General features: G+C 69.8%; 22 protein-coding genes, 1 tRNA gene and 1 pseudogene. 15 read left to right on the plus strand and 9 right to left on the minus strand.

The genetic code is table 11. From position 1 onward, the window contains the following. The first annotated feature begins 8 nt into the window (after positions 1–8). Positions 9–80: transfer RNA gene (locus tag ID574_RS02330), tRNA-Val, on the plus strand. 25 nt (positions 81–105) lie between these two features. Here the strand turns inward: ID574_RS02330 and ID574_RS02335 are convergent. The 4 genes and pseudogenes from ID574_RS02335 to ID574_RS02345 form a co-directional block, all read right to left on the minus strand. Further along, complete coding sequence (locus ID574_RS02335) at positions 106–651, minus strand: AlbA family DNA-binding domain-containing protein (protein WP_223166291.1); 546 nt, start codon at positions 649–651, stop codon at positions 106–108. Then, positions 648–773 (minus strand): hypothetical protein, encoded by a 126-nt coding sequence (locus tag ID574_RS61445; protein WP_262495931.1) that lies wholly within the window; start codon positions 771–773, stop codon positions 648–650. The genes ID574_RS02335 and ID574_RS61445 overlap by 4 nt, the downstream gene beginning before the upstream one ends. A gap of 9 nt (positions 774–782) precedes the next feature. Continuing rightward, positions 783–1136 (minus strand): annotated as a pseudogene (locus ID574_RS62660) (hypothetical protein); the annotation flags it as partial. A 455-nt stretch (positions 1137–1591) separates the two neighbouring features. Continuing rightward, positions 1592–2320 (minus strand): LysR substrate-binding domain-containing protein, encoded by a 729-nt coding sequence (locus ID574_RS02345; protein WP_223166292.1) that lies wholly within the window; start codon positions 2318–2320, stop codon positions 1592–1594. A 54-nt stretch (positions 2321–2374) separates the two neighbouring features. Between ID574_RS02345 and ID574_RS02350 the strand changes: the two genes are divergently transcribed. The 3 genes from ID574_RS02350 to ID574_RS02360 all read left to right on the plus strand — a co-directional run bounded on the left by ID574_RS02350 (position 2375) and on the right by ID574_RS02360 (position 5150). Beyond that, positions 2375–2746: a DUF5997 family protein gene (locus ID574_RS02350; RefSeq protein WP_188187092.1), complete on the plus strand. Its 372-nt coding sequence runs from the start codon at positions 2375–2377 to the stop codon at positions 2744–2746. A 466-nt stretch (positions 2747–3212) separates the two neighbouring features. After that, positions 3213–4874: a glycosyl hydrolase gene (locus tag ID574_RS02355; RefSeq protein WP_188187093.1), complete on the plus strand. Its 1662-nt coding sequence runs from the start codon at positions 3213–3215 to the stop codon at positions 4872–4874. Positions 4875–4994: 120 nt separating this feature from the next. Further along, positions 4995–5150, plus strand: coding sequence for a hypothetical protein (locus ID574_RS02360; protein ID WP_188187094.1), 156 nt, complete (start codon positions 4995–4997; stop codon positions 5148–5150). Between the two features lie 60 nt (positions 5151–5210). Here ID574_RS02360 and ID574_RS02365 read toward each other — a convergent pair whose 3' ends face one another. Then, positions 5211–6188, minus strand: coding sequence for an aldo/keto reductase (locus ID574_RS02365; protein ID WP_188187095.1), 978 nt, complete (start codon positions 6186–6188; stop codon positions 5211–5213). 263 nt (positions 6189–6451) lie between these two features. On the opposite strand from ID574_RS02365, the gene ID574_RS02370 reads away from it, so the two are divergent. Further along, a complete protein-coding gene (locus ID574_RS02370) occupies positions 6452–6799 on the plus strand; it encodes a DoxX family protein (protein WP_188187096.1) in 348 nt (115 codons plus the stop codon). 4 nt (positions 6800–6803) lie between these two features. On the opposite strand, the gene ID574_RS02375 is transcribed toward ID574_RS02370, so the two are convergent. Further along, a complete protein-coding gene (locus tag ID574_RS02375; protein ID WP_188187097.1) occupies positions 6804–7367 on the minus strand; it encodes an AAA family ATPase in 564 nt (187 codons plus the stop codon). 783 nt (positions 7368–8150) lie between these two features. Beyond that, the gene (locus tag ID574_RS02380; protein ID WP_188187098.1) at positions 8151–9812 is read right to left on the minus strand and encodes an arabinofuranosyltransferase AftB family protein; all 1662 of its coding nucleotides are present in this window, start codon (positions 9810–9812) and stop codon (positions 8151–8153) included. A 184-nt stretch (positions 9813–9996) separates the two neighbouring features. On the opposite strand from ID574_RS02380, the gene ID574_RS02385 reads away from it, so the two are divergent. The 3 genes from ID574_RS02385 (at position 9997) to ID574_RS02395 (ending at position 12796) form a co-directional block, all read left to right on the plus strand. Beyond that, positions 9997–10539 carry a hypothetical protein gene (locus tag ID574_RS02385; RefSeq protein ID WP_188187099.1) on the plus strand — a complete coding sequence of 181 codons (543 nt, stop codon included), beginning with the start codon at positions 9997–9999 and terminating at the stop codon, positions 10537–10539. 567 nt (positions 10540–11106) lie between these two features. Further along, positions 11107–12045, plus strand: a complete 939-nt coding sequence (locus tag ID574_RS02390) for an amidohydrolase family protein (RefSeq protein ID WP_188187100.1) — start codon at positions 11107–11109, stop codon at positions 12043–12045. A 274-nt stretch (positions 12046–12319) separates the two neighbouring features. Continuing rightward, a complete protein-coding gene (locus tag ID574_RS02395) occupies positions 12320–12796 on the plus strand; it encodes a GNAT family N-acetyltransferase (RefSeq protein ID WP_188187101.1) in 477 nt (158 codons plus the stop codon). Between the two features lie 44 nt (positions 12797–12840). On the opposite strand, the gene ID574_RS02400 is transcribed toward ID574_RS02395, so the two are convergent. Beyond that, the gene (locus ID574_RS02400) at positions 12841–13131 is read right to left on the minus strand and encodes a hypothetical protein (RefSeq protein ID WP_223166293.1); all 291 of its coding nucleotides are present in this window, start codon (positions 13129–13131) and stop codon (positions 12841–12843) included. 204 nt (positions 13132–13335) lie between these two features. Here ID574_RS02400 and ID574_RS02405 point away from each other — a divergent pair, with 204 nt between their 5' ends. From ID574_RS02405 to ID574_RS02435, 7 genes are all read left to right on the plus strand, one after another. Further along, the gene (locus tag ID574_RS02405) at positions 13336–14646 is read left to right on the plus strand and encodes an MFS transporter (RefSeq protein ID WP_188187102.1); all 1311 of its coding nucleotides are present in this window, start codon (positions 13336–13338) and stop codon (positions 14644–14646) included. Continuing rightward, positions 14646–16682, plus strand: a complete 2037-nt coding sequence (locus ID574_RS02410; RefSeq protein WP_188187103.1) for a molybdopterin oxidoreductase family protein — start codon at positions 14646–14648, stop codon at positions 16680–16682. Before ID574_RS02405 ends, ID574_RS02410 begins: the two co-directional genes overlap by 1 nt. After that, entirely contained in the window at positions 16679–18073 is a 1395-nt protein-coding gene (locus ID574_RS02415) for an FAD-dependent oxidoreductase (protein ID WP_188187104.1), read from the plus strand. Before ID574_RS02410 ends, ID574_RS02415 begins: the two co-directional genes overlap by 4 nt. Beyond that, positions 18070–20499, plus strand: a complete 2430-nt coding sequence (gene nirB, locus ID574_RS02420; protein ID WP_188187105.1) for a nitrite reductase large subunit NirB — start codon at positions 18070–18072, stop codon at positions 20497–20499. Before ID574_RS02415 ends, nirB begins: the two co-directional genes overlap by 4 nt. Beyond that, positions 20496–20816, plus strand: a complete 321-nt coding sequence (gene nirD, locus ID574_RS02425) for a nitrite reductase small subunit NirD (protein ID WP_188187106.1) — start codon at positions 20496–20498, stop codon at positions 20814–20816. The genes nirB and nirD overlap by 4 nt, the downstream gene beginning before the upstream one ends. Positions 20817–21219: 403 nt before the next feature. Beyond that, complete coding sequence (locus tag ID574_RS02430; RefSeq protein ID WP_188187107.1) at positions 21220–21768, plus strand: YybH family protein; 549 nt, start codon at positions 21220–21222, stop codon at positions 21766–21768. A 69-nt stretch (positions 21769–21837) separates the two neighbouring features. Beyond that, on the plus strand, positions 21838–22119 hold the full coding sequence (locus tag ID574_RS02435; RefSeq protein ID WP_188187108.1) for a metal-sensitive transcriptional regulator: 282 nt from the start codon (positions 21838–21840) through the stop codon (positions 22117–22119). 11 nt (positions 22120–22130) lie between these two features. Here ID574_RS02435 and ID574_RS02440 read toward each other — a convergent pair whose 3' ends face one another. After that, positions 22131–22376, minus strand: a complete 246-nt coding sequence (locus ID574_RS02440) for a hypothetical protein (RefSeq protein WP_188187109.1) — start codon at positions 22374–22376, stop codon at positions 22131–22133. Positions 22377–22436 lie beyond the last annotated feature (60 nt).

Consider the following 22436-nt stretch of genomic DNA (forward strand, 5'->3'; position numbering starts at 1 on the left):
CCGATCAGGGGCGGTTAGCTCAGTGGTAGAGCACTCGCCTTACAAGCGAGGGGTCACTGGTTCGAACCCAGTACCGCCCACCTGTATCAAGAAGCTCCGAAGCGATCATGCTGCGGGGCTGTCGCGCTGTTGGCTCGCGCAAGAAGGCACATGCGAAGCGCGGAAACCACTCCTGTGGATGGAGCCGTCGGGCAGAGTCACTCCAGCACGCCGGAGCAGCTCGGCATCGTCAGGGAAACGGCCCAGGCCGTGGGGATCCCGTTCGCGGACCGAACGGAGGAACGTTGTGACAAGGTCGCTGTCCAAGTCCTCGCGGGTGGCGCCGGTCACGGGCTGCCGGTCGAAGAGCGGTGGCTTCCGGGCGGCTAGGAATGCCTGCTCTTCCAAATCCGACAGTGCAAAGTCTCCGTCGTACCCCCGCATGTATGCCGTGCCCGACGCCGTGATCCGACACGGCTTGGCCGACGGATCGCATTCATGCACTCTGGCGACGATGACCGGCGCCCCATCCACTTCCGCGTCGCTGATCGTGAGCTGGACAGGTGGCGAGAACGAGCGAGCCTTGTGAGCGAGGCCCTGCTTAAGAGCTTGTGGATCTGAAAGCTGCACTGGACGAAAGCCGGTGGCCTCGTCGAGGCCGAGGATGATCATCCCGCCGCCTGGATGGTTTGCGAGCGCGCGATCTTGTCGTCCATGGAATCGGCGAGCTTACGGTCGGCTTCGGCTGTGCTGTGCTGGTAGATCAGTGCGGCGCGTACGGAGTCGTGTCCCATCCGCTGCATGAGGTCGGCGAGGCTCGCGGCGGAGCTGGCGGCGATCGTGTTGCCGGTGTGTCGGAGATCGTGGGCGTGCAGGCCCGGAAAGCCGATCTTCCTGGTGTCCTCGTCCCGCTTGGCCGTTCGCCCGAAGTTGCTGCGGCGAAGGAGTTCGCCTCGTGCGCCGGTGAAGATCAGCGCGTCGGCTTGGGGGCCGGCGAACTGGTCGAGTGATCGCGGAGGGTCGGGATGATCGCTTCCGGGAGTAGCGCTGCCGCTGCGCTTGCCGCCAACCGTGAGCGCCCGGGGGTGCCGTACGCCTGCCCCACCGCACGGACCGAACGCTCCGATCGGGGTTGCCGCGCCGCCGTACAGATACAGCCCTTACGATCGCGACGGCATGGCTGGTCGCCGTACAGATACAGCCCTGGCCCACCGAGCAATGTGGCTGATCGTCGGACTTGGTTCTGACGCCGTTGCCGCTCCCCGTGATGATCGCGACAGGCACCAGGGGACCAGTGTGTACATGCGTACGAGTGCGTGCCGTTCCCGTGCCATTCAGCGACCCCAGAACGACGGGGAAGCCCTGGTCAGTCGGCATGGCTGCAGGCCAGAGAGACATGATCACCATGCCATTGGCGTGCCGTTGGCTCCGGCCGGACTGCCTCGAGGAGGCGGGGGCCGCGTTGAACCGCTCCAGGTCGGCGGCGCGTAAAGCCGATCATGGCTCCCTACGAGCGAGCAGCACTGGTTCGATACCACCCACCTGCGAAAAGACCCGGGTCTGAGCGACTAACTCCCAATGCAGGTCCGAACCGGAGGGCCGTCGCGGCAGATCACCGAGGCCGGTAGCCCTTCCTTTTGCGGCCGGCCGGCACGGCCCGGCGACCGGAGCCATTCCGTGCGGGTTTTTGTGCCTGCCGCTGTGCCGGTTTCTCCGCAGGGGAGGCGGGGGTGCGACCCCGCGAACTGTTCACGGTTCGGCCGCGGACGATGCCGATGAAATCTTCCACCAGGTCAGTGGTCGCGTCCGTGGGCCAGGCCAGCGCGACCTGAGACTGCGGCGCGTCCGGCACCGGCCGGTAAGTGAGATCCCTGCGGTGGTGGAGGCGTGCCAGCGATTGCGGAACCAGGAGAAGCCCGGTGCCGGCCGCTACCAGCTCGACCGCGTCCGCCGTTGTGGCCGGGCGGGTGAACGCGGGCAGCCCGGGCCGGGACGTCCACTCGATGGTGTCGTCCAGAGGATGGAGCACCTCGTCGTCGGTCAGGTCGGCGATGGCCACCTCGTCGGCGGCGGCCGCCGCGTGGTCTTTGGGCACCACGACCACCGTGGTCTCCACGTAGAGAGGAATAACGCTGAGCCCGTCCCGGTCGACCGGCAGCCTGACGAATCCGGCGTCGGCGCCGCCATCCCGCAGGAGTCCCACCACCTCGGCGGCGGGAACCGCGATCAGGGTAAGCGGCACGCCGGACATCCGCTCGGCCCAGATGTTGACCCATTTCGCCGGTGTCACCCCGGGCACGTAGGCCAGCCGAAACACCCTGCCGGTCTCTCCATCAGTCACTTCCCCAGGGTACTGATGTCAGGAAATCCGTTCCGACTGACTACTCTTGGCGCCATGACCTCGCCTAGACCGAAGACCATCCAGACGATGAAGCCCGAGACCGCGGCCAAGAAGCTGGGTGTCCTCCTCTCGGCCACTCCCGCCGAGTTCCAGGCGGGCGTCGTCTCCAGGGACGAGCTGAACGAGTTGCAGTCGAGGCCACCCGCTTGGCTCGCCGACCTGCGCCGCAACGGCCCGCACCCCAAGCAGGTCGTCGCCGCGAAGCTTGGCGTCTCCATTTCCGGCCTGGCCAGAGGCGGGATCACCCAACCGCTCACCACCGCTGAGATCGATGCGCTGAAGGCGGAGAACCCGGCGTGGCTGGAGCGCGAGCGGTCCATCCAGGCCGAGACCCGCAAAGAAGCGCTCCGGCTCAAGCAACGCTAGACAGCTGAGATCCTGCACGTTTCCGGCCTCAGCCAGCCAGGCTGCCGCCACCGCCTCGCTGAGCGGCTATCTGAGTGACAACGGCCCGGACCCATGCGGAGGGCCGACGGGCTCTTGAGTGACTGACTCCGAGGACCTGTCCATCGTCGCAGCTCCTTGCATGATCACGGGCGGCCGAGTCCGGCCTTGAGTGCCTGAGCGTGGGCGGCCCGGAGCGGTGTGGGTCGGGTCGTTCGAGCTCCCGCTCTGCCGCGATCTGACGGGCAGGTGCACATTGGTTGCGTAACCATTCGCGTACGGTACGAATTCGGGGCAAAAGGGGCTTGCGGGCAGGGCGACGACACTATGGTGATCCACTACCCGGCTGACGGGTCGATCGCCGACGGTGGAGGTTCTGAACGTGGTATGGCGGAGAAGGCAGCCCGGCACGCGACTGAACGGCCCGCGGTTACGCGGCTTATGCCTGGTGGCCGCAGGGGTCGCCGGAGCCGTCCTCGCGCCCGTGGCCACCGTCCCCGGCGCCGCTGCCGCCGCGGCGAAGGGCCTCCTCCGCAATCCCGGGTTCGAGGGCACGCACAAGAAGGTCGCACCCGGGTGGCGGGTGCAGTCGTGGGGCGCGCCGGCTCCGAAGAAGGCCTTCACGCCCGCCGAGAAGGCGCATGGCGGGCGGCTGGCCCAGCGGTTCCAGGTGACCGCGCATCCCGAGCGGGTGCACCTCGTGCAGCGGCTGAGGTTCGCCGGCGGGCGCACGTACCGGGCCGGGATCTGGGTGCGGGCGGCCGCACCGGTCGACGTCACACTGCAGGTACGCGGCGAACAGGGCGACTCCCAGACCTTCGCCGTACGCACGGTGCGGGCCGGAACCGGGTGGCAGCTGATCGAGGCCACCGGGACCGCGCCCCGCGACCTGTGTGGATCGTTCCGGGTGTCCCTCGGCGCGCCCGGGACGGTGTGGATCGACGACGCGAGCCTCACGGACGTCACCGCCGTACGCCGCGTCACCCCCCTCTCGCATCTCGGGACGATTCCGGCGGACTACTTCGGCATGCACATGAAGTGCCGCGGCTGCTCCGGGGACACTTGGCCGTCGATCGGGTTCGGCGCCTGGCGGATGTGGGACAACGGCGTCCGGTGGCGCGACCTGGAGCCGGTGAAGGGCACGTGGTCCTTCGCGACGATGGACTCCTTCTTGAGCTCTGCCGGGAAGTACGGCGTCGCGGTGATCTACACGCTCGGCGTGCCACCGGCGTGGGCCGCCGCTGACGGCGCGTCCCCGCCGCGGAATCCCGAGGACTGGCGCGCGTACGTCCGTACGGTGGCCACCCGTTACAAGGGCCGCATCCGCGCTTACGAGATGTGGAACGAACCCGACCAGCGCAAGTCCTGGAACGGCACCCCCGCGCAGCTCGCCGAGCTCACTCGCATCGCGGCAGAGGAGATCCGCCGCGCCGACCCCGCCGCGAGGATCATCTCACCGGGCATCACCGTCAACGGCCTGAGCTGGCTCGACCGGTATTTCGCGGCCGGCGCGGCCAAGCACGTCGACATCGTGGGCGGGCACGTCTACCTCGGCCTGCGCCCCGAGAGCGCCATGAGCGGGGTGGCGAACCTGCGTGCCGTGGCCGACCAGCACGGCCTCGCCGGCCGGCCGTTGCGCGTCACCGAGGGCGCGCCCCTCGGCAAGCCCGCGGACACGTACCAGGCCCGTGGCGTCGTGTCGCGCACGCTGGCGCTGTTCTGGGCGAGCGGCGCCGCCGGCTTCGACTGGCAGGGGTGGGACCGCCACGGAGCCGACGTCATCGACCTGGCCAAGGCCGGCGACCGCCTGCCCACGGCGGTGGGCTCGGCCTACGCGGCGACCGTGTCCTGGCTGAAGGGGGCGCGCATGACGCTGCACACGGTGAGCGAGGACGGCACGCACGTGATCACTCTCGACCGGGACGGCGGGTACGTCGCCCACATGGTGTGGAACGAGCGCGGCTCCGTCCCGTTCCGGGTCCCCGTCGGCTGGCGGGCGAGCCGCATGCACGTCCTGTCCGGCGGCAGCGTGAAGGCGCCGCCCGGCATCGTGGCCGGCGCCAGCCCCGTCCTCCTGGAATCCGCCGCGGCCGCCACAGCCGTCAGATAGGAGACGTCCCGCCATGGGGCAACCCGAAGAGCCCGCGCTCCACTCGTCCGGCGGAAGGCCCTCCTCTCCGGGCAAGCGCTCGAATCCGGCGAAGTCGAGATCCTGCGCTCGCTCGGATCCGTGGCGCTCGCCGGGGGCGCTGGGCTGTCGGTCGGCGCGCTCCTCTTCGAGGAAGGGGAGCCGCCGTGGCAAGTGCTCGCGGTCTTCGCGCTCCTGGCGCTCTTGGGGCTGGGCCTGCGCCTGGAATCGGCCCTCCGCGACCGGCCGCGTCCGTGAGTCGGACGGGCGCCCGCCGGTGGTCCACCGGTCGGCGGGCGCCGTTGCCACCCGACCGGGCTACCAGCGGTGGTGGACCTGAGGGCGGATCAGTTCGTCGTAGACGGACCGCACCGCCTCCAGCGTCTCGGCGGGCAGCGGCGCTAGCGCGGCGGCGGCCGCGTTCGCGGTGGCCTGGGCCGGGTTGCGGGCGCCCGGGATGACCACCGACACCCCGTCCTGGTCCAGGATCCACCGGAGCGCGAACTGGGCCATGGTCGCCCCTTCCGGCACCAGGGGCGCCAGGCGGCGGACCGCCTCCAGGCCGGTGGAGAAGTCCACGCCCGAGAAGGTCTCCCCGACGTCGAAGGCCTCGCCTTGCCGGTTGTACGTGCGGTGATCGTCGGGGCCGAAGGTCGTGTGCTCGTCGTACCGGCCCGACAGCAGGCCGCTGGCCAGCGGGACCCGGGCGATGATGCCCACCCCGGCCTTCCGCGCCGCCGGCAGCGCCTGCTCCAGGGGCTTGAGCCGGAACGCGTTCAGGATGATCTGCACGCTCGCCACACCCGGCCGGGCGATCGCGGTCAGCGCCTCCTCGCACGTCTCCACGCTGACCCCGTACGCGGCGATCTTCTCCTCGGCCACCAGCGTGTCGAGGGCGTCGAACACGGCGTCCGCCGAGTAGACGGGGGTCGGCGGGCAGTGGAGCTGGACCAGGTCGATCGTGTCCACGCCGAGGTTCTGGCGGGAGCGCTCGTTCCAGGCGCGGAAGTTGGACATCACGTAGTTCGACGGGATCTGCTCCAGCCGGCGGCCCATCTTGGTGGCCACCGTGAGCCCGGGACGCCCCTTGGCGAAGCGGCCGACGATCTGCTCGCTGCGCCCGTCGCCGTACACGTCGGCGGTGTCGATGAAGGTGACACCCGCGTCCACGGCCGCGTCGAGCGTGGCGAAGGCCTCCTCTTCGGACACCTCGCCCCAGTCGGCGCCGAGCTGCCAGGCCCCGAGGCCGACCACGCCGACCTCGCGTCCGGTACGTCCCAATATGCGATGTTCCATCGGTGGCTCACTTTCCTGTCCTGTATTGCCCGCCTATTTCACCACGGAGCCGCAGCTTCGCAGCCCGGCGGCCGGGTGATCCCCTCGCACGGCGCCCTCTCCCGATGTGGTGTTCCGACGTCCTCCGTCACCGATCCGTCAGCTGCCGGCCGAGTCCTGTCACATTCGCGCGCCACGCGGGGTCAAGCCAGTGCCGAGGTCCCCGCACCCCGGCCCGGAGCGGCCTCGCCCCGGCCCTGCCTGACAGTGACAGGAGCATGAGCATGAGCACCACCTACGTCGTCGTCACCCTCCTGGCCGCCGCCATGACCGCCTTCTCGGCCGGCTCGGTCTTCCTCCATGCCAAGTGGGTCGTGGAGCCCCTGGCCGACTACGGTGTCCCCCGCGCGTGGTGGCCCTGGCTGGGCACCGCCAAGGCGGTGGGAGCGGCGGGCCTGCTGACCGGCCTGGTCGTCCCCGTCATCGGTGTCGTCGCCGCCGTCGCCCTGATCCTGTACTTCACCGGCGCCGTCATCACCGTCGTCCGCGCACGCTCGTACCCTCACATCCCTTTCCCCCTGCTGTACGCGGCCCCGGTGGCCGCCTCCCTGGCCCTGGCGCTCACCGCCTGACCGCTCATGGCTCCGTCGGCCGGACCGGTGCGGCATCGAGCTGCTTCTTGACCGCCGCCACCCGGTCCGGCAGCATGCCCGGGGCGATTGGCACGCACTCGTAGCCGAGCGAGGTGTAGGCGTCCTGGTGGACCTGCTCGAATCGCAACGACTCCGCGAAGGTGATCCGGCGCGCCTCGGTCGGCGTGACGAACCCGAGGTTCTGAACGAAGAGGACCTTTTTCTCGTAGATCTGCCCGGCTCGGATGCGATCCAGTTCCCGGGACAGGGCCGGAGGCACGGGATGGCCGAGATACGTGGCCAGGGCGTAGGTGCAGACAGGTGACCGATCGTAGATCTGCACCTCGCCGGGAAGCCCGGCGGTCTGTTCCTGCCGTCGGCGCTGCAAGGTGACGATCGCCTCCACGAAGGACGGCTTCCTCCACGGCTCGGGCTCGCCCTGGGCGAGCTGCAGGGCGATGACGTCGGTCGCGGCCTCCTCGACGACGGTGTAGCCATCGCACTCCAGCCACCGCAGGATCGCCGTCTTCCCCGCTCCAGGGGCGCCGGTCAGAATGTAACGCTTCATCAATCGCTCTCCGGATTCATGGGCACGTCGTCACGGGCCCGCCCAGTCGTTCCACTGCCGAGACCGGGGAAACCGCCTGCTCAACGCCGTCGATCGGCAACGCGGTCAAGCGAGTTGCAACCGCCTGCGATCCCTATGCCCAGGAGATCAGCAACGTTACGGGGGCGCGATGTTGCGAACGCTTGCCACAGCAGGACTCTTGATCGTCGCCGGGGCTCTGCCCGCCTCGGCCGCCGGTCCCGAATACTCTCTACCCAGAACGGCCGTGACCGCCACGGTGAACGCCGGCGGCACGGTCCGCGTGGCCGAGGACCACACGTTCATGTTCATGACCGACGGCCGGGGCGCCCACGTGGACGTCCCAATCGTCGGCGGCACCGGGCAGGTCACCACGGCCACTGCCAGAACCGTCCCGGCCGGCCACGCCGTGGCCCTTGACCTGGCCTTCCCCCGCGAACGACTCGACCTGCCCGCCGGCGGCTCGCAGACCCTCCAGCGCAAGGAAGGGGACGGCTTCGGCCGAACTGGAAAGACTGCGCGCGGGAGCTCAGCTCGTGAACGCCAACGCCGGGAGCGCCTGGCTTCTTCACCAGCGGTTCCTACGACAGCAGCGGCAGCGGCTACAGCGGTTACGGAGGCGGAGACAGCGGCGGGAGCAGCGGAAGCAGCGGTGGCGGCGGGGGCGGCGCCTTCTGAGGAAGCGCGACCACGACCGGGGCCCGGAGACTCTCCACCATCCGCGCGGGCCTCACGGCGCCCTGCCGGGCACCCCGATAGGCACGATCAGGACGGACAGGTCACGTTCGGGACAGAGAACCTGAAAGCCGTGCGTGCCGGCGAGCCCACGAGGTTGTCCCAGAACCGGCGTGCGGTCAAAGGAGCCCTGGTCGACTCCAGCAGTTCACGGAAGGGGCCGGCGGCCAACTCGCCCCTGATCCTTTCCACCTCGCTCTGGAGGCGCTTGTCGCGCAGGGGCGTCCCGGGGGCCATGTAGTCGGCGAGGATGTACGCGCTGGGGAGCGGCTTCTCGTGGCCCGTCCTCCGGCCGCAGGCCGGTTCCATGTGACTGCCGAGGGCGTTGGCCAGGCCGAGCCGGTCGATGACGAGATCGTCGAGCCGGTAGGCGGAGCCGAGCCCACCCAAGACCTCGTCTGCGACGGCGAGCCGCGCGGGCTGGTCGGTGCGCAGCGGCACGGGCTCCACGCCGGGGACGAACAGGCCGGTGGAGTCCAGGCTGTGGAGGTTTCTCCTGGCACGGACGTACGAGGCGGCGGTGATCGGGTGCGGATCCCGTGTCACCGCCACGTAGAAGCCGCGCTCGTCCGCGATCCCGTCCGGGCCGATGCGTTGCTCGTACGGCACCCGTAGCTGCGTGGCGCACACCACGCCCCACAGCAGGACCGCCGTGAACGCGAACGCGGCGAGGCGGCCCAGCGGCAGGACCAGGACGGGGAGCAGGAGGAGCAGGAGTACAGGCAGCACCATGCGGCCGTGCATGAAGTCACCGCCGACCCGCAGGACGTACAGGAGCAGCAGCAGCCCGGCCATGAAGGGGGCCGCCGTCAGCACCATGCCCCCGCCCTGCCGGCCGGCCCACCACGCCAGCGGGATCAGCACGATCAGCGGCGCCCAGAGATAGTAGGTCAGCACGGTGTCGCCGACGTAGAGCAGGCCTCGCGCCCACCGGCTGGCCGCCGCCTCTTTGGCGAGCGCGGTATTGGGCACGAGCAGCCCGTAATAGCCCATCCGGAAGATCTGATAGGCCACCGGCAGAGCGACGGCGATCGCCGACCATCGGAGGGCGCCACGCCACCCGGGCCGCCGCATCACCAGCAACGCGCCGAAGAACACCGCGAAGGCCAGGGTCAGCTCGGGCCGGACCAGCGGGGCCAGCCCGAGGACGAACACCAGAGAGAGCACCGGCCCCCCGTACGCCGCCCGGACGAGCAGCCACCAGGACAGGCCGATCCACAGGAACACCAGCCCGGTCTCCAGACCGGACGTGGCGTACTCCCAGAACGGCGGGACCGCGAGCACCACGATCACGCCCGCGGGCAGGAACCGGCGGGACTCGCCGTGCAGCCGGACGGTGCCCGCCATGGCGAGCACGACGGCGCTGACCGTGCAGGTGAGGCCGACCAGCACCGAGACGACGGCGACGTCGCTGCGCCCCGCCCACGAGACCGCCGCGACGAGATAGGTCCAGAGCGTGCTCGTGTTGGCCTCGACGCGCTCGCCCGCATTGAAGACGGGCCCGTTCCCGGCGAGCAACTGCCGGATGGTCCGCACGGCGATCAGGCCGTCATCGCTGATCCACCGATGCTGCCAGCCGGCGAGGGCCATGACGGCCGCGGCCGCCGTCACGACGCTCCAATTCCAGATCTGGACGTTTCTGGGCGCCACGTCGGTCGTCGGAACCTCATCGACGGCGACGAGACGGCTCATGAACTCCGCATCCGTGAAGGGTGAAGAAGCGATGCCCGCGTATCCAGCACCGCTCGCATCCTAACCTCGGTGGCCCGACCCTGGGCTGCTGATCCCCGTGCCCGTGTGCAAGCGGACGCATTCCGTGGCCGAGTCATGCGCGAGAGATAGGATGCGGCATGCCCGGCCGCCTCGGAAGACAGCGATGACTGATTGTGAGCACGGATATCAGATCCTCCCCGGCACCGCGGCGACGCAGACGCCGGGAGTGCTGGACGTCGTGCGGAAAAGGGCGAGAGCGGGCCTGCGGCGCGGGTTGCCCTTGCTCGCCGCACAGGTCTGCCTCACAGCACTGCTGATACCCAGGGGAGGACCGGCGACCTTCCTGGGCGTGATGCTCGCCTTCACCAGTGCGCTGACACTCCGCGTCATCGTCATGTGGCAGCGGGCACGGCGCAGGGAGCTGCGCATCCTCCAGACCAGCCCGTGGGAGGTCTGGCCTTGCCGTCGTGAGAAGGTCCGTGTGGTGTCCTCGGCAGGTGAACGGGCCGACGGACGCCGATGGAGCACCGACACCCGTCTCATCCTGCTCAAGCCGGACGGCCAGTCCCGATGTTCCTTCCGTGCTCCAGGCCCGGACATCAAGGACGAGGTCTGGTTCGCCGGAGACATCGACACGCATGGGATCCTCGCGGCTCCGGGCGGGCTCCCCTTCCTCCACGTCACCCGTACGAGGAAGGCCCACTAATGCGAGTTAACGGGTTGCCGAGGCAAATGGTGCTGCTCGCCGCGCGATGCGTGAAATCTGGCAGAGGATTTCGGCTCGGCTATCACCGTCGAATCTGTGTCGACCGTCCGCTCGTCAAGGCAGCGCCCGATTCTGTCTCCCCAGACGGCGGCCTGCCTACCGCACTTCGGCATGGGCGCCATATAAGTGATCATTCGCATCGTCATGGTCATCGTCGTGTGGTCATTGCCCTCGTTGTGGGCTTGGTCTGGCTCCTGGGAGCGTTTCCGTAGTCGTCGGGGATGGTCATGCGTCTATCCCCCGTCCGAGGTCGTCCGCCAGGCGGGCGATGATGTCGCGGACGAACCCCGATCGGATCACGCCGTACGGAAGATCACTGCGGCGCTGCGCGGCCATAGACATGGGCAATGTGTGGCTGAACACGAGCGTCCAGCCCGATCGCCGAGGCCACGGCGGTCGGCCACAAGCTCGGGCTCACCTCGGCCGCGATGCAGTATGGTCGGCGACGGCAAGACATGATCATCGACGTCGGGCTCGACCTGCTCTCAATCCCCAGGAGGCCGCCTCATGATCGGCACAGTCACCCGTGTCGACGTCCACCACCACATCATCCCGCCCTTCTACCGCGACCTCCTCGCCAAAGCGGGGATCGCCGCGGCCGGAGGCCGGGCCCTGCCCGACTGGAGCCCGGAGGCCGCGCTGGAGCTGATGGACCTGCTGGGCACCGCCACGGCCATCGTCTCCGTGTCCACCCCCGGCGCCGGCTTCCTGACAAGCCCGGACGAAGCCGCCGACCTCGCCCGCCGGCTCAACGACTTCGCCGCATCCCTCGCCGCCGACCACCCCGGCCGCTTCGGCTATTTCGCCACCCTGCCGATGCCCGACACCGGCGCCTCCGCCGCGGAGGCCCGGCGGGCACTGGACGAGCTCGAAGCCGACGGCGTCGTCCTGCTGGCCAACAACCGTGGCGCCTACCTGGGCAGCGAAGGCCAGGACGAACTGTGGCAGATCCTCGACGACCGCCATGCAGTCGTCTTCATCCATCCCACCGACCTGCCGGGACCCGCCGTGGACGGCATCCCGCCGTTCGCCGCCGACTTCCTCCTCGACACCAGCCGTGCCGCATTCCTGCTTGTACGCAACGGCATCGTCAGGCGCTACCCGAACATCCGTTTCATCCTCAGCCATGCCGGCGGCTTCGTCCCCTACGCCTCACATCGCATGGCCGTCGCCATCGAGTGGGAGACCGGACGCGCCTCTCTGGACGTGCTCGAAGACTTCCGGGGCTACTACTTCGACACCGCCCTTTCCTCCAGCCCCGCCGCCCTTCCGACCCTGCTCGCCTTCGCCCGCCCCGGACACGTCCTGTTCGGCAGCGACTGGCCCTTCGCCCCCAGCTCCGCTGGTCAGTACTTCGCAGACGGACTCGACACCACGCTCGACCGCGACACGCTCACGATGGTCAATCGCACCAACGCCGCCGCGTTGTTCCCCCGGCTCGCCTAGCAACCGGCCGCATGTGCCCCGAACCGCTCCCCTCCCGCCCGGTGATGGGCTGCATCTGGACGCCGTCGCAGGATCCCGGCCGGCGATCTGGACCTGGACCTGCTCCCCGGCCCGGACTTCGCGCTCCGGTTCATGAGCAGCCGGCGTCTCCTGAGCGGAAAGGATCTCGTTTGGACCAACGGGCTGATGTGCGAGGCTGAGGCGATCGTCGTCCCGCGCGAGAAGCGACCCGCCCCGGGGGTTGTAGCCCGCACCTGCGCCTACGCTGTTGGTCATGATTCGTCCCGCCACCCCCGCAGACGTCCCCGCGATCCTCGAGATGATCCGCGAGCTCGCCGAGTACGAAAGGGCCGCCCACGAGGTGCGCGCCACCGAGGAGGACCTGCGTGCCGCCCTCTTCGGCGACAATCCCGCCGCCTTCGTCCACATCGCGGAGGAAGGCGGCGAGGTCGCCGGCTTCACCCTGTGGTTCCTGACCTTCTCGACCTGGAGGGGCGTGCACGGCATTTACATGGAAGACCTGTACGTACGCCCGCGGCACCGCGGCGGCGGCCACGGCCTGGCGCTGATGGGGGAGCTCGCCAGGATCTGCGCCGAGCGCGGATATCAGCGCCTCGAATGGTCGGTGCTGGACTGGAACGAGCCCAGCATCGGCTTCTACGAGAAGCTGGGGGCGGTGCGCCAGGACGAGTGGCTGAAATACCGGCTGACCGACGAGCCGCTCCAGCGGCTGGCCGCCCGCCACGACTGAGCACACAGGTCACGCACGGTGACGTGACCTGTGTGACACCTCCGTTAAACCCCCGCGCGAGCCCGGGGCCTGACGCCCTCGGCGCGTTCGTACTCCTCCATGCGGGGCTCCTCGATCTCGCGATGCGTCTCCTCCATGCGGAGCGCGACCCCCATCGCGAAGAACGTGGGCGCCCACTCGCCGACGAAGATCCCCCACCGGTCGGCCCGGTCGAGCCCCGCGTGTTCGGTGGCCCTCGAGGTCATCCAGGACGCGAAAGCCAGGCCGATCGAGCAGATCCCCGCGAAATACATGTGATTGGATCTGATGCCCATCTTGTGAAGCGTTTTGATCATGGTTCCCCCCTTGCTGTGTGTGCTGGTACCCGAGGGGCGCCGGTGTAACCGATCATTACGAGCATGTTTCCGCGGTGACGCTTGTGCGTGGCTTGTTACAGCGGTGAATCACATGTAACCAGCGCACAGCCACGGACGGTCAAAGTGCGTAACGCGCGCTTCCTACCTTGGAGATCCCCGGACGCCGAGTGTAGGAGAAAGTCGATGGCGCGCTGGATCGCCGAGTGGCACCCCGATGACCCAGCCTTCTGGGAGAGTTCAGGCAAGCGTGTGGCGCGCCGTAACCTGATCTTCTCGATCTTTGCCGAGCACCTCGGTTTCACCGTGTGGACGCTCTGGAGCATCGTCGCCACCAAGCTGGGAGCCTACGAGTTCACCACCGACCAGCTGTTCTGGCTGATCGCCCTGCCGAACTTGATCGGGTCCGTGCTCCGGATCCCCTATACCTTCGGCCCCGCCAAGTTCGGCGGGCGCAACTTCACCGTCGTGAGCGCGTTGCTGCTGCTCATCCCCGCCGTGCTCCTCGGCGTGGCGGTCAGCGACCCGAGCACGCCGTACTGGTTGTTCCTCGTGATCGCGGCCCTCGCCGGGTTCGGCGGCGGGAACTTCGCCTCCAGCATGGCCAACATCACCTACTTCTACCCACGCAGCAAGCAGGGCGTGGCGCTCGGGCTGAACGCCGCGGGCGGCAACATCGGCGTGAGCTCCGTGCAGCTCACGATGCCGCTGGTCATCGGCGGGCTCGGGCTGGCCGCGGCCGGCTGGTTCTGGATCCCGCTCATCGTCGTGGCCGCCGCCTGCGCCTGGTTCTTCATGGACAACCTGACCAGCGCCAAGGCAAGCCCGCGCCAGCAGCTCGCGGTGGCCGGCAAGGCCCAGACGTGGATCATGTCGTTCCTCTACATCGGGACCTTCGGCTCGTTCATCGGCTACTCGACCGCCTTCCCGCTGCTGAGCAAGAGCCTGTTCCCCGACGCGCCGTTCGCGGCCGTGGCCTTCGTCGGTCCGCTGGTCGGCTCGCTGATCAGGCCGGTGGGCGGCTGGCTGGCCGACAAGCTGGGCGGCGCCCCCGTCACGCTGTGGAACTTCGCCGCGATGGGCGGCGGCGTGCTGCTGGTCTGGCTCGCCAGCACGTCGGGCAGCTTCTGGCTGTTCTTCCTGGCCTTCCAGGTGCTGTTCCTCACCGCCGGCATCGGCAACGGCTCCACGTACCGGATGATCCCCGCGATCTTCCAGGCCAAGGCGGTGGCCGAGCGCGGCGAGAGCGAGGAGGCGCTGCTGTACGGCAAGCGCCAGGCATCGGCCGCCATCGGCATCATCTCGGCGGTCGGGGCGCTCGGCGGATTCCTCATCAACCGGGCGTTCGGCATGGCGTTCGCCGCGACCGGCAGCCCCGCCCTCGCCTTCCTCGCCTTCGGGATCTTCTACGTGATGTGCCTCGCCCTGACCTGGTGGTGCTACACGCGCAAGGTCGGCGTCAAGGTCGTGGCCAGCCTCGCCTACGCCCGGGTCTGATGGTGAGTGACCCCGTGGATGGCGCCGTGAAGACGCACTGCCCGTACTGCGCACTGCAGTGCGGCATGGAGATCGGTCCTGAGCTGGCCATCCGGCCCAGGACCGACATCCCGGCCAACGCCTCGGGCGCGCTGTGCCAGAAGGGCTGGACGGCCGGCGAGCTGCTCACCAACGGCGAGCGCCTGACGAGCCCCCTCCTGCACGGCGAGCCCGTGGAGTGGGACGTCGCGCTCGACTACGTCGCGAACCGCCTGGCCGCCATCCGCGCCGAGCACGGCCCCGACGCCGTGGCCGTGTTCGGCGGGGGTGGCCTCACCAACGAGAAGGCGTACACGCTCGGCAAGTTCGCCCGGGTCGCGCTCGGCACCAGCCAGATCGACTACAACGGGCGCTTCTGCATGTCCTCGGCGGCCGCCGCTTCGATCAAGGCGTTCGGCATGGACCGGGGGATGCCGTTCCCGATCACCGACCTGGCCGAGGCGGACGTCGTGCTGCTGGCCGGCGGCAACGTTGCCGAGACCATGCCGCCGTTCGTGCGCCACCTGGACGGCCCGCGCATGATCGTCATCGACCCGCGCCGCAGCCAGACCGCCAAGCTGGCCTGGCTGCACCTGCAGCCCACGCCCGGCACCGACTTGGCGCTGGCGCTGGGGCTGCTCCACCTGGTCATCGCCGAAGGCCTGGTCGACGAGGAGTACGTGGCCGCGCGGACCACCGGGTTCGACGAGGTCCGCACGTCGCTCTCCGCCTGGTGGCCCGAGCGGGTCGAGCGGATCACCGGGGTGCCCGTCTACCGGATGCGGCAGGCGGTCAGGGCCATGGCGGCGGCGCAGAAGGCGTACATCCTCACCGGGCGCGGCGCCGAGCAGCACGCCAAGGGCACCGACACCGTCTCCGCGTTCATCAACCTCGCGCTCGCGCTCGGCCTGCCGGGCCGCCACGGCTCCGGCTACGGCTGCGTGACCGGGCAGGGCAACGGGCAGGGCGGCAGGGAGCACGGCCAGAAGGCCGACCAGCTGCCCGGCTACCGCAAGATCGACGACCCGGCGGCCAGGGAGCACGTGGCGGGCGTCTGGGGCGTGCCGCCGGAGAGCCTGCCGGGGCCGGGGCGGTCGGCGTACGAGCTGCTCGACGCCCTCGGCACCCCGGGCGGGCCGAAGGCGCTGCTGCTGTTCGGGTCCAACCCGGTGATCTCGGCGCCGGCCGCCGAGCACGTCGCCGAGCGCATCGCCGCCCTCGACCTGCTGGTCACCTGCGACTTCGTCATGTCCGAGACCGCGGCGATGGCCGACGTGGTGTTCCCGGTGACGCAGTGGGCCGAGGAGACCGGCACCATGACCAACCTCGAAGGCCGCGTCCTGCTGCGCCGGCGGGCGGTCACGCCGCCCGAGGGCGTCAGGAGCGACCTCGACGTGCTCGCCGGGCTGGCCGAGCGGCTCGGGCACCGCTTGGAGACCGACCCGGTCAAGGTGTTCGACGAGCTGCGCCGGGCCAGCAAGGGCGGTCTGGCCGACTACTCCGGCATCACCTACGAGCGCATCGCGGCCGAGAAGGGCGTGTTCTGGCCCTGCCCGGAGCCGGATCACCCCGGGACGCCGCGCCCGTTCCTCGACTCCTTCGCCACCCCGGACGGCCGCGCCAGGTTCGTGCCCGTCCAGCACCGGCCTGCGGCGGAGGAGGTCGACGAGGACTACCCCGTCTACCTGAGCACCGGCCGGGTGCTGGCCCACTACCAGAGCGGCGCGCAGACCCGCAGGATCGCCTCGCTCGTCAAGGCCGCGCCCGAGCCGTTCGTCGAGCTGCACCCGGATCTGGCCGAGCAGCTCGACATCAGCGCCGGTGACGTGGTGCGGGTCACCAGCAAGCGTGGCGAGGCCAAGGCCGTCGCCAGGATCAGCGACGCCATCAGGCGCGACACCGTGTTCATGCCCTTCCACTGGGAGGGCGCCAACCGGCTCACCAATCCGGCGCTCGACCCGACGTCGAGGATGCCGGAGTTCAAGGTCTGCGCGGTCAGGGTGGAGAGGGACTCATGAGGCTCGTCGTCGTGGGGAACGGGATGGCCGGATCGCGGCTCGTCAGCGAGGTGCGCACCCGCGATCCCCACATGAAGATCACGATTTTCGGCGCGGAGACGTGCCAGCCGTACAACCGGGTGCTGCTGTCCAACGTGCTGGCCGGCAGCTCCCGCCCCGACCAGGTGCGGCTGCTCGACTCCTCCTGGTACGCCGCCCACGACGTCGAGGCGGCCTTCGGCAGCGCGGTCGCCCACATCGACAGGGAGACCAGGCACGTCGTGACCGAGGACGGCCGGCGCGAGCCGTACGACCTGCTGGTCCTGGCCACCGGCAGCGAGGCCATCGTGCCGCCGATCCCCGGCGTGGAGCGGGCCATCCCGTTCCGCACGCTGGAGGACTGCGAGCGCATCCTCGAATCCGCTCAGCAGGCCCGCAAGGCCGTGGTCATCGGCGGCGGGCTGCTCGGCATCGAGGCCGCCCGCGGGCTGGCCGGGCGCGGCCTGCCCGTCACGCTGCTGCACCTGGCCGGCCACCTCATGGAGCGCCAGCTCGACGTCGAGGCCGGCGAGGTGCTCGGCGAGACGCTGAACGGGCTCGGCGTGGAGATCCGCACCGGCGTCTCCGCCGAGGCCGTGCTGGAGGACGGCGTCCGGCTGGCCGGCGGCGAGCTCGTCGAGGCCGACCTGGTCATCCTGGCCTGCGGCGTGCGGCCCATCACGAAGCTCGCCGCCGAGGCCGGGCTGGAGGTGCGCCGCGGCGTCGTCGTGGACGACGAGCTCCGCACCGACGACCCGTCGATCTTCGCCATCGGCGAGTGCGCCGAGCACGACGGCATGGTGTACGGCCTGGTCGCCCCCGCCTGGGAGCAGGCCTCCGTGGCCGCGGACGTCATCACCGGCGGCAAGGCCCTCTACCGCGGCTCCCGGCTCGTCACCCGGCTCAAGGCCAGGAGCGTCGAGCTCGCCGCCATGGGCGAGACCCACCTCACCGAGGAGCACGCCGAGGTCGTGCGCTTCAGCCACCGGGCCCGCGGCACCTACCGCAAGCTCGTCATCCGCGACGGCCGGCTGGTGGGCGCGATCCTGCTGGGCGAGAGCGACGCCGTCGGCACGCTCACCCAGCTCTTCGACCGCGGCGGACCGGTGCCGGGGGATCGGGCGGGGCTGCTGTTCCCCGGGCTGTCGTCGGCGCCCGTGACCGAGAACCCGACGCTGATCCCCGACGCGGCCAAGATCTGCCAGTGCAACAACGTGACCAAGGGACAGATCAGGGCGTGCTGGGAGGCCGGGGCGCGGGACGTGGCGGGGGTGGCCGCCGCCACCAGGGCCACGACCGGATGCGGCACGTGCAAGGACGCCGTCGAGGGCATCGTGAGCTGGCTGTGCGAGCAGGAAGGGATTTCAGTATGAGCAGGATCGTCGTCGTTGGGTATGGGCCGACGGCTCACCGGCTCGTCGAGACCCTCGTGAGCAAGGGCTTCGACGGCCGGATCACCGTGATCGGGGAGGAACCGCGGCCCGCGTACGACCGGGTGCACCTGACCTCCTACCTGTCGGGCACCAGCGCCGAGGACCTCACCTACGACGTCCCCGAGGGCGCCGTGACCAAGCTGAGCACCCGCGTCACCGGCATCGACCGGGACGCCAAGCACGTGGTCACCGGGGACGGCGACGTCGAGCCGTACGACGTGCTGGTGCTGGCCACCGGGTCGGCGCCGTTCGTGCCGCCGGTGCCGGGAGCCGAGCACGCCTTCGTCTACCGCACGATCGAGGACCTGGACGCGATCAAGGTCGCCGCCAAGGACGCGGCCGAGGGCGTCGTGGTCGGCGGCGGCCTGCTCGGCCTGGAGGCCGCCGACGCGCTGCGGGCGCTCGGGCTGAAGGCGCACATCGTCGAGATGAGCCCCTGGCTGATGCCGCGGCAGGTCGACGAGGGCGGCGGCGCGGTGCTGAAGCAGCACATCGAGGACCTGGGGCTGAGCGTGCACGCCGGCGCCGGCGTCAAGGAGATCGTCGCCGACGACCAGGGGCAGGTCACAGGGCTGCTCAAGCCCGACGGGACGCTCGTGGACGCGCAGGTCGTGGTGTTCTCGGCGGGCATCAGGCCGCGCGACGAGCTGGCCAGGTCGTCCGGCCTGGAGGTCGGCGAGCGGGGCGGCATCGTGGTCGACTCCGGGATGCTCACCTCCGACCCGTCCATCTACGCGGTCGGGGAGTGCGCGCTCGCCGGCGGGATGATCTACGGGCTGGTCGGGCCGTGCAACACCATGGCCGAGGTGGCCGTCGACCGGATCATGGGCGGGTCCGCGACGTTCGAGGGCGCGGACATGTCCACGAAGCTCAAGCTGCTCGGCGTCGAGGTCGCGCAGTTCGGGGCCATGGACGGAGCGCTCGACGTCACCTACATGGACCCGGTGGGCGGCGTCTACAAGAAACTGTTCATCAGCGACGACGCGAAGACGCTGCTCGGCGGCATCTGCGTGGGCGACGCCTCGCCGTACACGTCGCTGCGGCCCTTCGTCGGCAAGGCGCTGCCCGCCGCGCCGTCCGACCTGCTGTTCAGCGGGGCCGGGGCGAGCCTGGACCTGCCGGACGAGGCGCAGGTGTGCTCGTGCAACAACGTGTGCGCCGGCGACGTCCGCACGGCCATCGCCGACAAGGGCGTCACCGACGTGCCCGGGATCAAGGCGTGCACCCGCGCCGGCACCACCTGCGGCAGCTGCGTGCCGATGCTCAAGCAGCTGCTGGAGAAGTCGGGCGTCGAGGTCAGCAAGGCGCTGTGCGAGCACTTCACGTACTCGCGCGCCGAGCTGTTCGACATCGTACGGGTCCGCAAGATCACCACGTTCTCGCAGCTCATCACCGAGCACGGGCAGGGCCGGGGCTGCGACATCTGCAAGCCGGCCGTGGCCTCGATCCTGGCCTCGCTGCACAACGGGCACGTGCTCGAAGGCGAGCGGGCCGCGCTGCAGGACACCAACGACGCCTTCCTCGCCAACATGCAGAAGAACGGCACGTACTCGGTCGTTCCGCGCATCCCCGGCGGCGAGATCACCCCGGAGAAGCTCATCGTGATCGGCGAGGTGGCCCGGGACTTCGGGCTCTACACGAAGATCACCGGCGGGCAGCGGATCGACCTGTTCGGCGCCCGCGTCGACCAGTTGCCCGAGATCTGGCGGCGGCTGGTGGAGGCCGGGTTCGAGTCCGGGCACGCCTACGGCAAGGCCCTGCGGACGGTGAAGTCCTGCGTGGGCTCGACCTGGTGCCGGTACGGAGTGCAGGACTCGGTGGGCCTGGCCATCGCCCTGGAGCTGCGTTACCGCGGCCTGCGCTCGCCGCACAAGCTCAAGTCCGCCGTCTCCGGCTGCGCCCGCGAGTGCGCCGAGGCCCGCTCCAAGGACTTCGGCATCATCGCCACCGAGAAGGGCTGGAACCTGTACGTCGCCGGCAACGGCGGCTTCAAGCCCCGCCACGCCGACCTGCTGGCCGGCGACCTGTCCACCGAAGAGCTCATCAGGACCATCGACCGGTTCCTGATGTTCTACATCCGCACGGCCGACCGGCTCCAGCGCACCTCGACCTGGCTGGAGTCCCTGGAAGGCGGGCTCGACTACCTACGGGAGGTGATCATGGAGGACTCGCTCGGGATCTGCGCCGACCTCGACGCGCAGATGGAGCACCACACCGCGACGTACGCCGACGAGTGGGCCGCCACCCTGGACGACCCCGAGAAGCTGAGCAGGTTCGTCAGCTTCGTCAACGCGCCCGGCGTCCCCGACCCGTCGATCGTCTTCGAGCAGGAGCGCGGCCAGATCAAGCCGGTGATGGCCCGATGAGCTGGACGCCGATCTGCGACTACGACAAGCTGCTGCCCGAGCGCGGCGTCTGCGCCCTGGTGGAGGGCAGGCAGGTGGCCGTCTTCCGCACCTACGACGGCGCACTGCACGCGCTGGACAACCTCGACCCGTTCAGCGGGGCGTACGTGCTCTCGCGTGGCATCGTCGGCACCAGGAAGGGCGAGCCGACCGTGGCCTCGCCGCTGCACAAGCAGGTGTTCTCGCTGGTGTCCGGGGTGTGCCTGGACGAACAGGGCGTGGCGGTGCCGGTCTATCCGGTGCGGGTGGCCGACGGGCGCGTGGAGGTGAGCGTCTAGCTCCTCACGCGGACGACACGAAAGGGCCCAGGCCGTCTCACGGCCTGGGCCCTTTCGGCTCGGCTACGCGTCTTCGTCGATCTCCCCTGAGGTCCGCCGGGGGTAGACGTGCGGGCTCCGGTGGGCTACAGGAAGCACGCAGCGGCGTCCCGCCTCTACGCTGTCACAGCGTTCGGCGTCCTCGCGCTGGGGAAGGGGTTCGGGGTTCGCCTGCGTTCGCGACACTGCACGGACGCTATAGGCGGTGTCCGCCCCGCTGGTCTCGCGGGGGCAACGATCGAAACACTGAACGGTCTCGCCAAAACCGGTCATTTCAGCCAGTAATGCCGGACGAGGTAAAGGCGGCGTGCAAAGTGCCTAAACCGCGCATTCGGCGACGGGAAGCGCGGGCATCAAAGCCGCCATGAGCGAGATTTCTCAGCGCAGGGCACTCCTGCTGGCCACTATCGTCCCCGCCATGCTCGTCGCGGGCTGCGCAGCGGGAGGCGCCGACACCCAAGCCATGAAGGGCGCGGCGAGCCCGGCGACGCCGACGGACACCATGATGTCGCCGGAGGAGACCGACACGCCCATGGACACCGCCACGCCGACGGACACCGCCGGGGCGGAGGGGGCGCGGTCGGCCGTCCAGGGATTCTTCGACGCGCTCAAGTCGGGGAACGTGGACCAGGTCATGGGCACGTTCGCCGACGACGCGGTGGTGGCCCTGGACGGGGCGGCCACCGCGACGGACACCGACGCCATCCGCACGCTCCTCCAGGAACGGCTCAGGGCCGCGAACGGGATGGCGCAGGCCACGCACACCATCGAGGAGGCGCGCCAGCTCGGTGAGGGCGCGGTCGTCCGCGCGACGAGCAAGCAGGACAACCAGAACCTCCGCGAGCTCTTCGCGCTCACGCAGGACGGAGGGGAATGGAAGATCGCGGAGCTCATGACCAACAAGGCGCCCTGATCCCGCGAGGGGAATACGGTAGGGGGGTATGGCGTTGCTGTCGGTGTAGCGAACGGGGAGGACCGTGAGATGGCCGGATACACCGACAGCAAGCAGGACCACCTACGGCGGTTGCGCCGCATCGAAGGGCAGGCGCGAGGGCTGCAGCGCATGGTCGAGGACGACAAGTACTGCATCGACATCCTGACGCAGGTGTCGGCGACGACGAGTGCGCTGCAGTCGTTCGCGCTGTCCCTGCTGGAGGAGCACATGGCGCACTGCGTGGCCGAGGCGGCGCAGAAGGGCGGTGCCGAGGCGGAGATCAAGGTCAAGGAGGCCGCCGACGCCATCGCCCGCCTCGTCAGGTCGTGACCTCAAGGGGGTCAGTTCTGCGCCGTGTCGCCCGGGATGCGGGGCGTGATCCGGCGCTGGTCGACCAGGGCGAGATAGACGGCGAAGGCGCCCTGCGTCCACCTCTCGGCCTGCTGCGCGGTCAGCCTGATCTCCTCGCCCTCGTGCGAGACGATCATGTATCCCCCCAGCGGGGTCCGTCGCCACGCGACCAGGACGTTCTCGTAGACGAGCATGTCGAGCATCGCGCTCAGGTAGTGACGCCGGGCGGCGGACACGGCGCAAGCCTCCTCGCTCCTCGCCGAATTCTCGCCTGACCTCCATTGTGCGCGCCCTTT

The organism is Nonomuraea sp. SYSU D8015 (assembly GCF_008065375.1).
Classification (GTDB): domain Bacteria; phylum Actinomycetota; class Actinomycetes; order Streptosporangiales; family Streptosporangiaceae; genus Nonomuraea.

Excerpts from the sequence above, each read along its gene's own strand:
- ID574_RS02335 (WP_223166291.1), bottom strand. The coding sequence starts at position 651 with ATGATCATCCTCGGCCTCGACGAGGCCACCGGCTTTCGTCCAGTGCAG.
- ID574_RS61445 (WP_262495931.1), bottom strand. The coding sequence starts at position 773 with ATGGGACACGACTCCGTACGCGCCGCACTGATCTACCAGCACAGCACA.
- ID574_RS02350 (WP_188187092.1), top strand. The coding sequence starts at position 2,375 with ATGACCTCGCCTAGACCGAAGACCATCCAGACGATGAAGCCCGAGACC.
- ID574_RS02365 (WP_188187095.1), bottom strand. The coding sequence starts at position 6,188 with ATGGAACATCGCATATTGGGACGTACCGGACGCGAGGTCGGCGTGGTC.
- ID574_RS02370 (WP_188187096.1), top strand. The coding sequence starts at position 6,452 with ATGAGCACCACCTACGTCGTCGTCACCCTCCTGGCCGCCGCCATGACC.
- ID574_RS02375 (WP_188187097.1), bottom strand. The coding sequence starts at position 7,367 with ATGAAGCGTTACATTCTGACCGGCGCCCCTGGAGCGGGGAAGACGGCG.
- ID574_RS02380 (WP_188187098.1), bottom strand. The coding sequence starts at position 9,812 with ATGAGCCGTCTCGTCGCCGTCGATGAGGTTCCGACGACCGACGTGGCG.
- ID574_RS02385 (WP_188187099.1), top strand. The coding sequence starts at position 9,997 with ATGACTGATTGTGAGCACGGATATCAGATCCTCCCCGGCACCGCGGCG.
- ID574_RS02390 (WP_188187100.1), top strand. The coding sequence starts at position 11,107 with ATGATCGGCACAGTCACCCGTGTCGACGTCCACCACCACATCATCCCG.
- ID574_RS02395 (WP_188187101.1), top strand. The coding sequence starts at position 12,320 with ATGATTCGTCCCGCCACCCCCGCAGACGTCCCCGCGATCCTCGAGATG.
- ID574_RS02400 (WP_223166293.1), bottom strand. The coding sequence starts at position 13,131 with ATGATCAAAACGCTTCACAAGATGGGCATCAGATCCAATCACATGTAT.
- ID574_RS02405 (WP_188187102.1), top strand. The coding sequence starts at position 13,336 with ATGGCGCGCTGGATCGCCGAGTGGCACCCCGATGACCCAGCCTTCTGG.
- ID574_RS02410 (WP_188187103.1), top strand. The coding sequence starts at position 14,646 with ATGGTGAGTGACCCCGTGGATGGCGCCGTGAAGACGCACTGCCCGTAC.
- ID574_RS02415 (WP_188187104.1), top strand. The coding sequence starts at position 16,679 with ATGAGGCTCGTCGTCGTGGGGAACGGGATGGCCGGATCGCGGCTCGTC.
- nirB (WP_188187105.1), top strand. The coding sequence starts at position 18,070 with ATGAGCAGGATCGTCGTCGTTGGGTATGGGCCGACGGCTCACCGGCTC.
- nirD (WP_188187106.1), top strand. The coding sequence starts at position 20,496 with ATGAGCTGGACGCCGATCTGCGACTACGACAAGCTGCTGCCCGAGCGC.
- ID574_RS02430 (WP_188187107.1), top strand. The coding sequence starts at position 21,220 with ATGAGCGAGATTTCTCAGCGCAGGGCACTCCTGCTGGCCACTATCGTC.
- ID574_RS02435 (WP_188187108.1), top strand. The coding sequence starts at position 21,838 with ATGGCCGGATACACCGACAGCAAGCAGGACCACCTACGGCGGTTGCGC.